Origin of the sequence: Novosphingobium sp. (genome assembly GCF_965228995.1) — a bacterium.
Classification (GTDB): Bacteria; Pseudomonadota; Alphaproteobacteria; order Sphingomonadales; family Sphingomonadaceae; genus Novosphingobium.
The window spans coordinates 639,664-654,254 of record NZ_OZ245852.1; the positions used below are offsets into that span (position 1 = coordinate 639,664).

Annotated in this window: 16 protein-coding genes; 11 read left to right on the top strand and 5 right to left on the bottom strand. The window is 64.4% G+C overall.

The genetic code is table 11. From position 1 onward, the window contains the following. Nucleotides 1-69 precede the first annotated feature (69 nt). From ACO056_RS02905 to ACO056_RS02930, 6 genes are all read left to right on the top strand, one after another. Nucleotides 70-495, top strand: coding sequence for a 23S rRNA (pseudouridine(1915)-N(3))-methyltransferase RlmH (locus tag ACO056_RS02905; RefSeq protein ID WP_421851553.1), 426 nt, complete (start codon nucleotides 70-72; stop codon nucleotides 493-495). Nucleotides 496-499: 4 nt separating this feature from the next. Continuing rightward, nucleotides 500-1,708: a murein hydrolase activator EnvC family protein gene (locus ACO056_RS02910; RefSeq protein ID WP_421851555.1), complete on the top strand. Its 1,209-nt coding sequence runs from the start codon at nucleotides 500-502 to the stop codon at nucleotides 1,706-1,708. Nucleotides 1,709-1,804: 96 nt separating this feature from the next. Beyond that, entirely contained in the window at nucleotides 1,805-3,145 is a 1,341-nt protein-coding gene (locus ACO056_RS02915; protein ID WP_421851558.1) for a S41 family peptidase, read from the top strand. Nucleotides 3,146-3,149: 4 nt separating this feature from the next. After that, the gene (locus ACO056_RS02920) at nucleotides 3,150-3,644 is read left to right on the top strand and encodes a disulfide bond formation protein B (protein ID WP_421851561.1); all 495 of its coding nucleotides are present in this window, start codon (nucleotides 3,150-3,152) and stop codon (nucleotides 3,642-3,644) included. Then, nucleotides 3,641-4,153 carry a demethoxyubiquinone hydroxylase family protein gene (locus tag ACO056_RS02925; RefSeq protein ID WP_421851563.1) on the top strand — a complete coding sequence of 171 codons (513 nt, stop codon included), beginning with the start codon at nucleotides 3,641-3,643 and terminating at the stop codon, nucleotides 4,151-4,153. The genes ACO056_RS02920 and ACO056_RS02925 overlap by 4 nt, the downstream gene beginning before the upstream one ends. A gap of 103 nt (nucleotides 4,154-4,256) precedes the next feature. Continuing rightward, entirely contained in the window at nucleotides 4,257-4,859 is a 603-nt protein-coding gene (locus ACO056_RS02930) for a hypothetical protein (protein WP_421851566.1), read from the top strand. 17 nt (nucleotides 4,860-4,876) lie between these two features. Here the strand turns inward: ACO056_RS02930 and fabI are convergent, their stop codons facing one another. Genes fabI through ACO056_RS02945 form a run of 3 tightly spaced genes read right to left on the bottom strand, consistent with a single transcriptional unit; the run spans nucleotide 4,877 to nucleotide 7,725 of the window. Then, the gene (gene fabI / locus ACO056_RS02935; RefSeq protein ID WP_421851569.1) at nucleotides 4,877-5,710 is read right to left on the bottom strand and encodes an enoyl-ACP reductase FabI; all 834 of its coding nucleotides are present in this window, start codon (nucleotides 5,708-5,710) and stop codon (nucleotides 4,877-4,879) included. Nucleotides 5,711-5,723: 13 nt separating this feature from the next. Further along, entirely contained in the window at nucleotides 5,724-6,770 is a 1,047-nt protein-coding gene (locus ACO056_RS02940) for a YihY/virulence factor BrkB family protein (protein WP_421851571.1), read from the bottom strand. Between the two features lie 4 nt (nucleotides 6,771-6,774). Further along, a complete protein-coding gene (locus tag ACO056_RS02945) occupies nucleotides 6,775-7,725 on the bottom strand; it encodes a DnaJ C-terminal domain-containing protein (protein WP_421851575.1) in 951 nt (316 codons plus the stop codon). Nucleotides 7,726-7,824: 99 nt separating this feature from the next. Here ACO056_RS02945 and pdxH point away from each other — a divergent pair, with 99 nt between their 5' ends. Both pdxH and ACO056_RS02955 read left to right on the top strand, forming a co-directional pair. Then, complete coding sequence (gene pdxH, locus ACO056_RS02950; RefSeq protein ID WP_421851578.1) at nucleotides 7,825-8,454, top strand: pyridoxamine 5'-phosphate oxidase; 630 nt, start codon at nucleotides 7,825-7,827, stop codon at nucleotides 8,452-8,454. 19 nt (nucleotides 8,455-8,473) lie between these two features. Next, nucleotides 8,474-9,454 (top strand): cation diffusion facilitator family transporter, encoded by a 981-nt coding sequence (locus ACO056_RS02955; protein WP_421851581.1) that lies wholly within the window; start codon nucleotides 8,474-8,476, stop codon nucleotides 9,452-9,454. Between the two features lie 6 nt (nucleotides 9,455-9,460). Here the strand turns inward: ACO056_RS02955 and ACO056_RS02960 are convergent, their stop codons facing one another. Further along, complete coding sequence (locus tag ACO056_RS02960; RefSeq protein WP_421851584.1) at nucleotides 9,461-10,591, bottom strand: serine hydrolase domain-containing protein; 1,131 nt, start codon at nucleotides 10,589-10,591, stop codon at nucleotides 9,461-9,463. A 276-nt stretch (nucleotides 10,592-10,867) separates the two neighbouring features. Here ACO056_RS02960 and ACO056_RS02965 point away from each other — a divergent pair, with 276 nt between their 5' ends. Then, entirely contained in the window at nucleotides 10,868-10,996 is a 129-nt protein-coding gene (locus tag ACO056_RS02965; protein ID WP_421851588.1) for a hypothetical protein, read from the top strand. A gap of 4 nt (nucleotides 10,997-11,000) precedes the next feature. Here the strand turns inward: ACO056_RS02965 and mnmA are convergent, their stop codons facing one another. Beyond that, nucleotides 11,001-12,194, bottom strand: a complete 1,194-nt coding sequence (mnmA, locus tag ACO056_RS02970) for a tRNA 2-thiouridine(34) synthase MnmA (protein WP_421851591.1) — start codon at nucleotides 12,192-12,194, stop codon at nucleotides 11,001-11,003. Between the two features lie 536 nt (nucleotides 12,195-12,730). Here mnmA and ACO056_RS02975 point away from each other — a divergent pair. Together ACO056_RS02975 and ACO056_RS02980 are read left to right on the top strand one after the other, a co-directional pair. Beyond that, complete coding sequence (locus ACO056_RS02975; protein WP_147159651.1) at nucleotides 12,731-13,030, top strand: DUF1153 domain-containing protein; 300 nt, start codon at nucleotides 12,731-12,733, stop codon at nucleotides 13,028-13,030. Nucleotides 13,031-13,366: 336 nt separating this feature from the next. Further along, nucleotides 13,367-14,584, top strand: coding sequence for an efflux RND transporter periplasmic adaptor subunit (locus ACO056_RS02980; protein WP_421855273.1), 1,218 nt, complete (start codon nucleotides 13,367-13,369; stop codon nucleotides 14,582-14,584). Nucleotides 14,585-14,591: the final 7 nt, after the last annotated feature.

Sequence of the window (14,591 nt, forward strand, 5' to 3'; positions counted from 1 at the left end):
GGAGCTGCGCTCCACAGGTCCGGAAACGCAGGGATTCATTGCGCAGACATTCTGGGCTAGGGCACGACCATGCTGCTGCACGTCATCGCCCGCGGAAAAATTGGTCGCTCGCCCGAGGCGGAGCTGGTTGACCGCTATGCGCGTCGGATCACGTGGGGATTCAAGGTTACGGAGTTGCCCGACCGGGGCGGTACAATACCGACTCCTGCCGCCACGCCGGTGCGCACCGTGGCGTTGGACGAGCGCGGTGAGCAATTAAAATCCACGGCCTTTGCCGCGCTGCTGGGTCGTTGGCGCGATGATGGTATCCGCGAAGCGCGCTTCCTCATCGGTGCTGCGGACGGGCACGATGGGGCGCTGAGAGCCGATGCGGACCTTCTGCTTGCATTCGGCGCCGCCACATGGCCGCACATGCTCGCCCGCGCCATGCTCACCGAACAACTCTGGAGGGCAACGAGCATCCTTTCCGGCCACCCTTACCACCGCGATGACTGAAGCCATGACGTCACGCGCTGCCTTGATCGCCTTGACGTTGGCGCTGGCATGCGCTGCCGGATGGCAGGTTGTGGCGCAGGACGCTCCGTTCGAATCAGCGGACGAGGCTGGCGACGCCCTGCGCGCGGCAACACGGGCGCTGGCGGAGGCCCGTCAGCGCGGCGATGCGCTCGAGGATGCTGCGCGGCGCGCGACGGCAGCGGCAGATCGGACCGCCAGTGAGGCAGCAGCAGTTGCCGCGCGGATCCAGCAATCGGAGGCCGAGATTGCAATCGCGCAGGCCAGCGTGCGGGAGATCGACCAGCAGCGCGCGGCATTACGGCTGCGTATCGCTGCCCGGCAAGAGCCGGTGGTGCGTCTTACCGCGGCGTTGCAGTTGATGTCCCGCCGCCCGCTCGTTTTCAGTCTGATGCGCGCCGACACGCTTCGCGAGACCGTCTATCTCCGTGCCGTTCTCGAGACGATGCTTCCCGAAGTTCAGCGCCGCACAGCCGGACTACGTTCGGAAATCGTGCGCGGCCGCCAGTTGCAAGACAGGGCGCGGCACGCTGCCGTGAACCTCAAGTCGAGCGAAGAATCGCTGACGGCACGGCGCCAGCAACTCGTCGCGGTGGAAAGCCGCCAGCGCATTGCTTCGCGCAGTGCGCAAGGCATCGCCAGCCGCGAGGCTGATCGTGCGCTGGCACTTGCCGAGGATACGCGCGACATTACGGCACTTATGGAGCGACTCCGGGCCGACGGGACCTTGCGCAGCCAGTTGGCTGCCCTCCCCGGACCAGTGCCGCGCCCGGACCGGCCTGGTTCCATGCTCGTTGTCGATCAACGAGCGCCTGACCGCGCAACTGGTGACGGCCTTTCCTGGATCATGCCGGTGAGCGGCCGGATCGTCAGCGGGTTCGGCGATGCTACTGGCGCCACCCGCTCGATCGGCGTGACCCTGGCACCTGCAGCGGGTGCGCAGATTGTCGCGCCTGCGGCAGGCCGGGTTGCCTTTGCCGGAGACTATCGCGGTTTCGGGCGGATCATCATCATCGACCATGATGGTGGCTGGACATCGCTGATCACCAACCTTGGGCGGCTCGACGTTACTGTCGCGGCAAATGTGCTGCAAGGATCGCCGCTGGGCCTCGCCGGGCAGGGCCGGCCTACGGTGACGATCGAACTCCGCAAGGATGGCACACCGGTCAATCCGCTCGCACTCGTCGGTCGCTGATTGCCCTTTCTGCATGGCTCCGGCGCATCTGGCGTTAATCGTCCCGGCTCTATAGAAGCGGACCCAAGGCTCTGCACTCTTTGCCGAAAGACGATCATGGCGTTCAAGTTCGTTCCCCTGCTACGTGCCGCTGCGCTTGTCAGTGCCGTCGCGTTCATTCCGGCGACTACCGCCGGCCTTGCCGCCGTGGATGCTCGCTCCGGGCCGGAATTCAGCAAGCTGATGGCTGTCTACGAGCGGATCAAGACGAGCTATGTCGAACCGGTCGATGACGACAAACTGATCAAGGGCGCGATCAACGGCATGCTTGCTGCACTCGATCCGCACAGTTCGTATCTCGATGCGCGTGATTTCGAGAACCTGCGCACGCAGACCGATGGTTCGTATGGCGGGCTCGGTCTTTCGGTCACGATGGATGATGGTGCGGTCAAGGTCATCGCTCCCACCAAGGGCAGCCCGGCAGACGCCGCCGGCGTCAAGGCTGGCGACTACATCACCCATATCAACGGAAAGCTGATTTACGGCGGCACGCTCGATGAAGCGGTTGACCAGATGCGCGGGCCTCCTGGCACCACGATCGGCCTCACCCTGTTCCGCACTGGCCGCGATGAACCGATCGAGGTCAAGATCACGCGCCAGATCATAGAATTGAAGCCGGTCGACTGGAAGGTCGACGGCAATGTCGGTGTGATTTCCGTCTCGAGCTTCAGCGCCAACGTCGGCAGCGAAGTGCTCGATGCGTTCAAGCAGATCAAGGCCAAGACCGGCGGCAGGGTGACCGGGCTGGTGCTAGACTTGCGCGGCAACCCGGGTGGATTGCTTGATCAGGCGGTGGCGCTTTCCGACCTGTTTCTGGATCACGGCGTGATCGTTTCGCAGCGCGGGCGTTATCCGCGCGACAACGAGACCTACAACGCCGAATCGATGACCCCTGGCGATATCGCGAAGGGTATTCCGATGGTCGTCCTGATCAACGAAGGCTCTGCCTCCGCTTCCGAGATCGTCGCAGGCGCTCTGCAGGATCAGCACCGCGCGGTTCTCATGGGCCAGCGCAGCTTCGGCAAGGGGAGTGTGCAGACGCTGATGCCGTTGACTCGCGATACCGCGCTCAAGCTCACTACGGCGCGCTACTATACCCCGTCCGGCCGTTCGGTGCAGGAAGGTGGAATCGATCCCGATATTGCCGTGCCGCAGATCTCGGACCCGGACCTGCGCAAGCGCGCGCTCCGGTTCTACCGTGAAAGCGACCTCCGCGGCCACCTGATCAACGAGATCAAGGACGACAAGGATCTCGAGCGCGACAAGGTGCAGGATCCCCGCTTCAAGATGACGCCCGAGGAGCTCAAGGCCAAGGGCATCGACGACTTCCAGCTCTACTATGCGCTTCAGACGCTGGGGCGGACCGCCCCACAGGCGCTCGCTGCCCGCAAGCGGTGATCGTATGACGAAGCCGGTGACAGGACCCGAGCAGGGGGCATATCTCTTGGCCGTGTTGGTGCCGAGTGCACTGATCCTGACGGTCTATATCGCGCAATATGGTTTCGGCCTCGCACCGTGCGATATGTGCTGGTGGCAGCGATACCCCCACTTTGCGGCAATCGGGTTTGCCCTTGCCGCATATGTAACGCGAGGAACGCGCCTTGGCAGGGCACTCGTCGTTCTGGCGGCAGTTGCGATCGGCGTGAGCGGCGCCATTGGTGCCTTCCACGCCGGTGTTGAATATGGATGGTGGCAAGGGCCCACGGCGTGTTCATCGACCAGCCTCGGCAGCGACCCGCTTGCATCGATCATGAATGCTCCGCTGATCCGGTGCGATACGCCGGCCTGGACCTTGTTCGGGGTGAGCCTTGCTGGCTTCAACTTCCTGATTTCGGTAGCCTGTTCGGCGCTGATCCTTGTGCTCCTCAGCCGCCGCAGCAAGGGACTTACGCGATGACTGAAACACGCGAAGCGATGATCAGGGTCAACCAGGCCGGAGAGTTTGGAGCCATTCGCATCTATGCCGGGCAACTGGCCGTCATGGGCGACCGCACGTCCATCTCCGGTGAAATTGCCGCGATGGCCCAGCAGGAAGCTTCGCACCGCGAACGGTTCGACGCGCTACTCGTGAAGCGCGGCGTACGCCCGACCGTGTTGCAGCCGCTTTGGTCCGCAGCGGGATTTGCCCTTGGCGCCGCGACGGCGCTGATCGGACCCGAAGCGGCGATGGCCTGCACCGCCGCCATCGAAACCGAAATTGACCGTCACTATACCGCTCAGCTTGATCAGCTGGGCGATGAGGACCCTGAGCTTTCGACATTGATCCGCGAGTTTCGGGATGACGAGCGCGAGCACCGCGATACAGCGCTTGCATCCGGGGCGGAGCGCGCGCCGGCCTATCCGCTGCTTTTCAATGCAATCCGCATGGGTTGCCGTGTGGCGATTGCGGTGTCGAAACGTATCTGATCGAAGTCCGCTTGATCCACCGCAAGGTACTGACTTCAGCTATCGTTCACGCCGTCGAGGCCTTATATCACCCGGCATTACCCCTAGCTGGAGCCTAACCGCGATGAAGCGCCAATCCTTCGCTGCCCTTGCCCCCGCAATGGCCCTTGTTGCGCTTCTCGGAATGCCGCTGCCGGCGGCCGCGCAAGCGCAGGACAATCCGAGCGAGAAGATCAACCAGTTGATCGTCTATGGCGACGATCCCTGCCCGGCTTCGACCGATGGTTCGATCACGGTCTGCGCCCGCAAGGATGAATCCGAGCGTTTCCGTATCCCCAAGCCGCTGCGCGATAACCCCAATGATTCGGTCAACCAGGGTTGGACGCAGCGGGTCAAAGCCTACGAAACCGTGGGCGCGTTTGGGACCAATTCCTGCTCGCCGATCGGAGCGGGAGGAGCCACCGGTTGCATGTCGCAGCTCATCAACAGCGCCTATGCCGAGAAAAAGCAGTCCAGCGACGTTCAGTTCGGCAAGCTCATCGACGAAGAGCGCGCCAAGCGGCTCAAGACTATCGACGCCGATACGGCGGCCGAGCAAGCGCGGGTCGAAGTGCTGGAAAAGGAATACGAGGCCAAGCTGAAGCGCGAGCGCGACGGCGAGACGCAGACTGCCGCGCCAGCGCCGTCCACGGCGGGCGCGCCCCTCACAGCTCCGCCCCCGCCCTGATCAACCGGGCTTTCGCATCAGCCAAGCGCGATATCCGGGGCATCCTCCTGCTTCATGCCAACGGTGTGATAACCCGAATCGACATGATGCACTTCGCCGGTCACGCCTGAAGACAAGTCGGACAGCAGGTATAGCCCGGCTCCGCCAACGTCTTCGATTGTAACGTTGCGCCGCAAGGGTGAGTTGAGCTCGTTCCACTTGAGGATATAGCGGAAATCGCCGATCCCGCTCGCGGCGAGCGTCTTGATCGGGCCAGCTGACAGCGCATTGACGCGAATGCCCTCGGGGCCGCAGTCATTGGCGAGGTAGCGCACGCTAGCCTCGAGCGCGGCCTTTGCCACCCCCATCACGTTGTAATGCGGGACGACCTTCTCGGCGCCATAGTAAGTGAGCGTCAGGATCGATCCGCCGCCACTCATGACGCCGTTTTCGTCCTCGACCTGCGGCATCATCGCGGCGGCGCGCCGGGTCACGGCCACCATGCTGTATACCGAGATGTTCATCGTCATCAGGAAGTTGTCGAGCGAGGTGTCCATGAATTTCCCGCGCAGCTCCGTCTTGTCGGAAAAGCCGATGGCATGGACAACAAAGTCGATTGTCGGCCAGCGCGCAGCCAACGTGTCGAATGCCGTATCGAGCGCGGCCATGTCGGAGACGTCGCATTCAATCAGGAAATCGCTGTCGAGGCTGGCGGCCAGCGGACGAACGCGCTTCTCGAGCGCTTCTCCCTGATAGGAAAAGGCGAGCTCGGCGCCTTGTTCATGCAGCTTGCGAGCGATTCCCCAAGCGAGCGACTTGTCATTGGCGAGGCCCATGATCAGGCCGCGCTTTCCTTCCATAAGTCCTGTCATGCGACCTCTTGCTTCACTCATCCTGTTGCATCTGGACGGCCGCGCCTGCTTTCGCGGCGCGAGCCCGGTTGTCGGCCTGCCCAACCAGGTCCTGCTCCTCCGGCGTTTCAGCCAGAGCAGCGTTGAGTTCGGCTCCTACGACCATCCCTAGGCCAATCAGCCAAAAAAAGAAAAGCGTGATCATCACCCCGGCCAGGCTTCCGTAAGTCAGATCGTAGACGAACAGGTGCCGCAGAAGCTTGGGCAGTACCGTGGTAACCGCCAGCCACCATAGGGTAACGAAGAGCGCACCTGGCCACTTTGGATAGACCCGGGAACTGTAAGCGCGCGGCGTCAGTGAGATGAACAGTAGCCACAGCGAGCCAAACAGCACCAGCGCCGGGATCACACGGTATAGTGCCAGAGCGGCGATGAGGTTCGTCGCCCTCGGCAGAAACGTCGTGACCGTCTCCATCACCGTGCCGATGACCACCTGCGCAGCGATCGACACCAGAATAAGGACGACCGACGCGATGATAAGTCCGGTCGACATGAGCCGGTAGCGCCAGAAGCCATGGACCACGCTGGTTCCGTAGGCGCGGCGCAGAATATCCCGGATCGTCTCGACCAGACTGCCGACGGTCCACAGGCCCACAAGGCCGCCAATCCAGAGCAAGCCGCCGGTGCGGGCCTCGATCACGGCATGGGCGACGGGTGAAAGGACGTTTGCAACCACAGGCGGCATGGCCATCAACACGGTGTTTACCGCGGCCGTCCGATCGTCCGCCTCCCCCACCAACGAAAACATCGCAGCTCCGGTGATGAAGAACGGGAATAGCGCAATGAGCACCATGTAGGCGAAATTGCCCGCGTGGATCGTGCCGTCGAGGATCACGCCTGTCCACACCCGGCGCAGCACTTCGAGCGCGCGCAGGCGCAATGCGCGGCTGGTGTCGAGGTCGACCAGCCCGCGGCGCTGAGCCACCGCTGCGCGCCGCCGGGCCTCAGGGGAAAGGTCGGCCACCGGAAGGCTCGGCTCGGCAGGCCCGGGCGGCGTGCGCTCGGAGGCGTCGCCGCCCATGATGCTAGACTGCGAACCGGGCACGCAAATCGCGGCTGTCACGCCAGCCTTCGAGGCGCGCCTTGAGATCGGGATCCTCTGCGGGAATGTCCACCAGGAGGGTTACCAGTTGATCCCCGCGCTCGCCGTTCTTGCGCGTGAAGCCGCGCCCCTTGAGCCGTAGTACCTTGCCGCTGGTGCTCCCCGCCGCGACGGTCATCATCACCGGGCCTTCGACCGTCGGAATGCGAACCTTTGCGCCTCCAACTGCCTCGTCGAGACTGATCGGTACCTCGAGCAGGATGTTGTCACCGTCCCGCTGAAAATAGGGGCTTGGCAGAATCTCGATGGTGACGATCGCATCGCCAAAGCCGCCCGGGCCCTGCTCTCCCTTGCCGCCGAGACGGACCTGCTGCCCATCCACCAGGCCGGGTGGAAGCTTGAGGTCGATTGTCTTGCCGTCAGCCAGAGTCACCCGCTGCGGCTCGCGCCGGGCCGCCTCGTTGAAAGGAACCTTCAGCGCGTAGGTTACGTTCGCGCCGCGCGGGGCCGGGCGCCGCCGCGCACCCGCGCCTGCGCCTGCGCCAGCCCCCATTCCGCCGCGCCCGCCGAACAGGCCTTCGAAGATGTCGCCGAGATCTATGCCTTCATTGCCGGCTCCGCCGAAGCCTTCGAAGCCGTCATGGCGATAACCGCGCTGCGCCCCGGCAAAACCGCCTCCCGCGCCGCCGCCGAAACCGAAGGGGCCGGCGGGGTTGCCGTCCGCGTCAATCTCCCCGCGGTCGAACCGGGCGCGCTTGTCCTTGTCGGACAGCAGGTCATAGGCCTGCGTCACTTCGGCAAAGCGCTCGGCTGCATTGGGCTTTCCTGCATTGCGGTCGGGATGCAGTTCCTTCGCAAGCGTGCGATAGGCGGACTTGATGTCCTTCTCGCTCGCAGTGCGCGGCACGCCAAGAATGGAATAAGGATCAGCCATAACCTCTAGCTAGGGTCGCGCCCGCTTACCCGCAAGGCTCGCTTTGCACTGCAGTTCGGCTAAGCTAGGGCAACGGCGACCGAATGCCCGCGATCTGGAATGGACAGGACCCAAGCCGTGCCCACCGATGCCCAAGATGAAGCCATTCCCGAGTCCGATCCCTTCGCCATCTTTGAGGACTGGTTTGCCGAGGCGAAGGCAAGCGAGCCCAACGATCCGAATGCCATGGCGCTGGCGACAGCCACGCCCGGCGCGGCTCCCTCGGTCCGCATGGTTCTACTCAAGGGCCACGGGCCCGATGGATTTGTTTTCTACACCAATTTCGAAAGCCGAAAGGGTGGTGAGCTGGCAGCGAATCCCCAGGTCGCGCTGCTGTTTCACTGGAAAAGCCTGCGTCGTCAGGTGCGAATCGAAGGCACGATCAAGGAAGTCACTCCGGCCGAAGCGGACGCCTATTTTGCGAGCCGCCATCCGGAGTCGCGCCTCGGCTCTGCCGCCTCGGATCAATCTCGCACCTTGCCATCACGCGATGTCTACATGACGCGGGTCGAAGCGCTGCGTGCGCAGTATCCCGATGGATCCGTCCCGCGCCCCGCGCACTGGTCCGGCTATCGCGTGACGCCGCATGCCATCGAGTTCTGGCAGGATCGGGCCTATCGCCTCCACGAACGCCGCCGCTTCACGCGGCTGGAAGGCGGCGATTGGACTAGCTCGCTGCTCTACCCATGAGCGATAGCGAGGTTCTTCGATGGATATGACCCGCAGCCCTGATCACGGCGATCTCAACCGCCGCGCTGCTTATGCCAGCATTTCCGTCGCGGCGCTGCTGCTGGCGATGAAGGGTTATGCGGTCGTGGCGACCGGTTCCACCGCGATGCTCGGCAGCCTTGCCGATACGGGGCTGGATCTTGTTGCCAGCATGGCCACATTGCTTGGCGTATGGATCGGTGCACAGCCTGCCGATGCGAATCACCGGTTCGGCCACGGCAAGGCCGAAGCTCTCGCCGCCATGTTCCAGGTCGTGCTGATTTCGCTATCGGCGCTGGGCCTCGCCTGGCGCGCGATCGACGAGTTCATGGGCGGCGGACGCCCGGGCGAGGCGGAAGCGGGCATGCTTGTGTCGCTGGTTGCGATCGGGGCAACGCTTCTGCTCCTCGCCTATCAGCGCCGCGTGATCCGGGCGACCGGCAGCCTGGCCATCGCGACGGACAATCTGCACTATGCCTCCGATCTTGTGCTCAACATTGCGGTGATCGCCGCATTGGCGCTGGATCACTGGCTGGGGCTTGCCGGTGCGGATGCGCTGTTCGCTTTCGGCATTGCGCTCTGGCTCGGCTGGGGTGCCTGGAATGCATCGCAGGCTGCGATCGAGCAGTTGATGGATCACGAATGGCCACTCGAAAAGCGCGAACGCTTTCTCGCTGTTGTGGCCCAGCATCCTGAACTCAAGGGTCTGCACGATCTGCGTACCCGCACCAGCGGCAACCGGGATTTCGTGCAGTTCCATGTCTGGGTCGATGGACGGATGACCGTAACCGAAGCGCATCGGGTGATGGACGAGATCGAGGCAAAGCTGCTCGAGGCATTCCCCGGCGTTGAAATCCTGATCCACCCCGATCCGGATGGCCATGTCGATGAGGCAGACCTCGGCGCGCATGACCTGCTCGCGCCGGCGGCCGATGGGACCAGCTCGGCGCTTCTGGCGCAGGGTGGGCCTCCCCGGCGCTGAGTGGCCCTAGGTGGATCGCTGAAACAGCGCGACCAGTTCACCAAGCCGCGCCGTTACTGGATCGAGCCGGTCCTCCTGCGTCTTCCCCAGGCGGACCACGACCAGCTGCCGGGATGGGGATACCAGCACAAACTGGCCAAGGTGGCCAAGGCAGGCAAACAGGTCGCGCGGCCCGCGCTCCGGGAAGAGGGCGGGCTTGCCCGTCGTCGGCGTCCGGTTGAGCCAGATCTGTGCGCCATACTGCGTCTCCCGCGGGGAGGGCGTCACCATGAAGTCGATCCATTGGCGCGGGACCAGCTGCGCGCCCGCCACCGCGCCCCGATTGCGCAGGAACTCGCCGAAGCGCGCCCAGTCGCGGGCCGAGCCATGGATCAGGCTGCCACCGATGAGGGTGCCTGAGGCATCGAATTCGGGCAGCATCGAGTGCATGCCGACGGGGTCGAACAACCGCGTTCGGAGGTACTCCGACACGGCGCGGCGGCGGCTCTCGGGGTCCGGTGCCGGAGAGAGCACGCGTGCTGCGAGATCGGCGAGAATCACGCTGGTGGCCGTCGAATAGACCCATTTGCGTCCCGGCTCATACTGCAGCGGCTGATCCTCGGCGTAGCGAGCCATCGCATCGCGCCCGTCGAGAAACAGCATGCGAACTTCGTCCGATTTCCACGGCGGCGAGATGGCCTCGGCATGGCGCAGGCCAGACCGCATCTGGAGCAACTGGCGCAGCGTGATCTCGCCGCGCGGGTCGCCCGGGCGTTGCCAGGCGGGAATCGGCGCAGGCTCGTCCAGCCGCAGCCGACCGTCCGAGATGAGCATGCCGATCATGACGCCGGTGATCGATTTTGCCATCGACCAGCTCACGAAGCGGGTGTTCTCGTGATAGCCCGGCGCATAGCGCTCGGCGATCACGCGCCCGCCCTGCATGACGATCAGGGCACGGGTTTCCGCTGCGTCCTTCTCGCTGAACAGCGCGTCGACGCGCCGCGCCAGTTCTTCGCGCGGCACACCGGGATTTTCCGAGACCGCTTTCAGCGCTTCGGCGGATACGGGCGGGGGCGGGGGCGGCGCAGCCGGGCTGCAGCCGAACAGGGCTGGCACAAGCGTGAGCGGAGCGATAAGGGCAAGGAAAGGGCGGGCCATCAGGCGGCCAGCTTTCCTCCAGATCGACCCCGTATGGCAATGGTCAAACCAGCAGCATCCCCCACACCGGCCTCCCCTCCCACGCAGCCGCGCAGGCGGCGCCTGCGCTGGGGATTGCTTGTGCTTGCCGTCATGGTCGCAGCCGGGGCATTTATCTGGCCCCAGCTTCACGGCTATGCGGTCACCGGGACTGCGTACGGCGCACGGGTCGCCTGCTCCTGCCGTTTTGTCGGTGGCAGATCGCTGGGCGATTGCCGGAAGGATTTCGAGCCTGGAATGGATCTCATCACGCTGTCCGAGGATACGTCCACGCGCAGCGTCACGGCCCGTTTTCCGCTGATCGCGCGACAGACCGCAAGCTACCGTGAAGGCTGGGGCTGCGTGCTGGAGCCTTGGGGCAACTGAAGCTTCAATTGCCCCCGGCCCAGGGCGTCGTTTCCTCGATCCAGCCGCCCCCGATCACCCGCTCGCCGTCATAAAGCACAGCAGCTTGCCCGGGAGCGACACCGTATTCCGGCTGCAGGAAGCGGATCACGCAGGACTGCCCCTCGCCCAGCGAGCCATCGACTTCGACGGGCACCGGCTTGGCCAGCGAGCGGACCTTGGCCGTGAGCGATGGCCCGCTCGGCATCGGGCCGATGCGATTGGTTTCGCCCAGTCGGGCCGAACCGACAGCGAGCATGGCCTTGGGCCCGACGATCACCTGGCGTGCCGCTGCGTCCAGCGCCGTCACGTAAAGCGGTTCGCTTTGCCCGCCGATCTCGAGCCCGCGGCGCTGGCCGACAGTGTAGTGGATCACGCCGCGATGCGTTCCCAGAACGGCGCCGGTTTCGGCATGGACAATCTCGCCCGGTGCCGAACCTTCCGGCCGGATCTTGGTGACGATTGCTGCGTAGTCGCCATCCGGCACGAAGCAGATGTCCTGGCTGTCGGGCTTGGCGGCGACACCGAGGCCCAGCGCCGATGCCATAGCGCGCACCTCGGGCTTGGGCAGACCGCCGAGTGGAAAGCGCAGGAACGCCAATTGCTCCGCGGTCGTGCCATAGAGAAAGTACGACTGATCACGGGCAGGGTCGACCGCGCGATGAAGCTCGGGCCCCTGCGCAGTCTCGATGCGCTGCACATAGTGACCCGTGGCGAGGCAGTCTGCGCCAAGATCGCGCGCCATGGTGAGCAGGTCGGTGAACTTCGGCCCCATGTTGCAGCGAATGCACGGGATCGGCGTACGCCCGGCGAGGTAGTCGTCCGCAAATCGCTCGACCACGTCCTCGCGAAATCGCGATTCATGATCGAACACATAGTGCGCGATGCCGAGCCGATCAGCGACCGCGCGGGCGTCGCGGATATCGTCGCCGGCACAGCAGGCCCCCTTGCGACCGGTAGCGGCGCCGTAGTCGTAGAGCTGCAGCGTCACGCCAATCACTTCGGCCCCGCTCGCAGCGGCAAGCCCGGCGACAACCGAACTGTCGACACCACCGGACATGGCGACGACGATTCGCCGTGGTCCCTTTCCGGTGGGGAGAGAAAAAAGTTGTGCGACATCGCGCTCGCTAAGCTTCAGCCCGGCGGCCGGATCAGTCTCGCTGCCGGGAGTCGCGACCATCCCGTTTGTGCCCAACTTGCTTTGCATTCCCGCCCCATAGGGCCTTTCGTGCGCCAGTGGCAGATCAAAATGGGCACGAGTCCTGCTTGAGCCCGTGGAGGCAAAAGCTAACTCTTGGTGAAGGCGGGCTTTACCCTCCCTTATAGGACCGTGGGCTAGAGCCCGGCTCATGGAGATGAGATTTTCCGATTCATGGCCGCCACCTCCTGGCGATTCGAACCGCGGGTTGCGCCCGCTCGGCTGGAGCGAATTGTGCGCCCGGCTGGTGGCGGCGCACGATACCCGTGGTGTGCTGCCAGGGGCAGAGGCAGGATCGGTAGTTGCCCGGAGTTCGGGTTCGAATAGCAACACATCCGGACCTCACGGTTGGACTGGTTCCAGTTTCCATGAACCGGCTGCGGTGTTGCTCAGGAGCGTTGAAACGGAAGTTGAAGAGCTTGTTAACCCCGCCTCTTCAACGATTGGAAATGATGTGGACGCCACAAAGGGGTCAGTTCCCGAAGTCGCCCCGCAACGTCGACCAGACGAGAATTGACATGATTGAGAACCAGAAGATCAAGCCTTCGCAAGTCATTGGCCCCCTCGGGGAGCCGTTGACGCTCGACAGCCTTCCGCCGCCCTCGACCACCCGGTGGGTCGTGCGCCGCAAGGCCGAAGTCGTCGCGGCCGTCAACGGCGGCCTCCTCACGATTGACGAGGTTTGCGAACGCTATAGCCTTACGCTCGAGGAGTTCGCCTCCTGGCAGCGTGCCGTCGACCGCTCGGGCATGCAGGGCCTGCGCGTGACCCGTATTCAACATTACCGCGATCTCTACGAGCGCCAGCTGAAGTTCTGAAATTCTGGCGCCTGCCAGGAACGCGCTCTGCGTCATGCAATGGCCGTCCCGATCGCCGGGGCGGCCATTTGCTTTGGTTTGCCCCGAAGGGTTGGGCTTCGCGGCGCGAATGCGGTTGCAACCTCGCCACGCTCAAATCATTAGTTCATGCGCTTCGTCGAGCCGCAATTGTCACTCGTCGGATGCAGCGCTAAGACAAAGCTTGCGTGCGGCAACAGCGAAGCTCCCGCGCTTGCGGGAAGTGATATAGTCGGATAACACACTTCCGCCAGGATGGGGATCGGTCGTCGTCTTCGGCAGTTCGTCGCCCGACCGGGACTAAGGCACGTGAACGAGATGAATTACGAAGCGACGATCAGAACCGGGATCCAGCCCGCCATTGAACCGGCGATGGGTGATGTCGATCTCGGATCAGGCGGTAGCGGGCGCGGTCGCATGGCGATCGTGGCGGTTGTCGTCGCGCTTGTACTCGCTCTCGGCTGGTACCTGATGCACAAGGCGCCAGCGGCGACAGACGCAGCGTCTGCCCGCAATGCACAGGCCCAGTCGGTCAGCGTCATTGCCCCTGGCCGCACCAGCGTAACCGGCACGATCACCGCCAGCGGCACGATTGCGGCACGGCGCGAAATGCCGGTGGGCATCGCCGGCGAAGGCGGCCGCGTCATCAGCGTGCTGGTCGATGCGGGCGATTGGGTCCGGGCCGGGCAGGTTCTTGCCGTGGTTGATCGTTCAGTCCAGGCGCAGCAGATCGCCGGCCAGGCGGCCAATATCGAAGTTCAGCGCGCCAACGCGCGGATCGCGCAGGCGAACCTCGACCGCGCACTCAAGCTGGTCGAGCGCGGGTTCATTTCCAAGGCGGATGTCGATCGCCTCACCGCGACGCGTGACGCCGCCGTCGCTCAGGTCCAGGTCGCGGCCGCTGAACTAGGCCAGCTTCGTGCAAGCAGTGCGCGGCTGAACATCGTTGCTCCGGCTGCAGGTCTCGTGCTCACGCGCGGGGTCGAGCCCGGCCAGATCGTCAGCCCCGGCAGCGGGGTCCTGTTCCGGATCGCCAAGGATGGCCAGTTCGAAATGCAGGCGCGCCTCGCCGAGAATGATCTCGCGCGGCTCGCGGTCGGCCAGGCGGCTGAAGTGACACCGGTCGGCACGAGCAGTCCTTTCACCGGCCAGATCTGGCAGCTTTCGCCAACGATCGATGCGCAAACGCGTGAGGGCATCGCCCGCATCGCGCTGGCCTATGACCGCGCGCTCCGTCCCGGCGGCTTTGCAAGCGCGCAGATCCGCAGTGGTTCGGTCACGGCACCGATGTTGCCGGAATCGGCCATCCTGTCCGATCAGACGGGACCCTTTGTCTATGTGGTTGGTCAGGGCAACAAGGTCGAGCGGCGGGCGGTGAAGACCGGCGACGTGACGGCGCAAGGCATCGTGATTGCCGAAGGCCTTTCGGGCGACGAACGGGTGGTGATGCGCGCTGGCGGGTTCCTCAACCCGGGGGATGTCGTGCGGCCGGTCGTGGCAAGTGCTGCCGCATCCACCCCCCGCCCCGGCTCGTGAGCGAGGG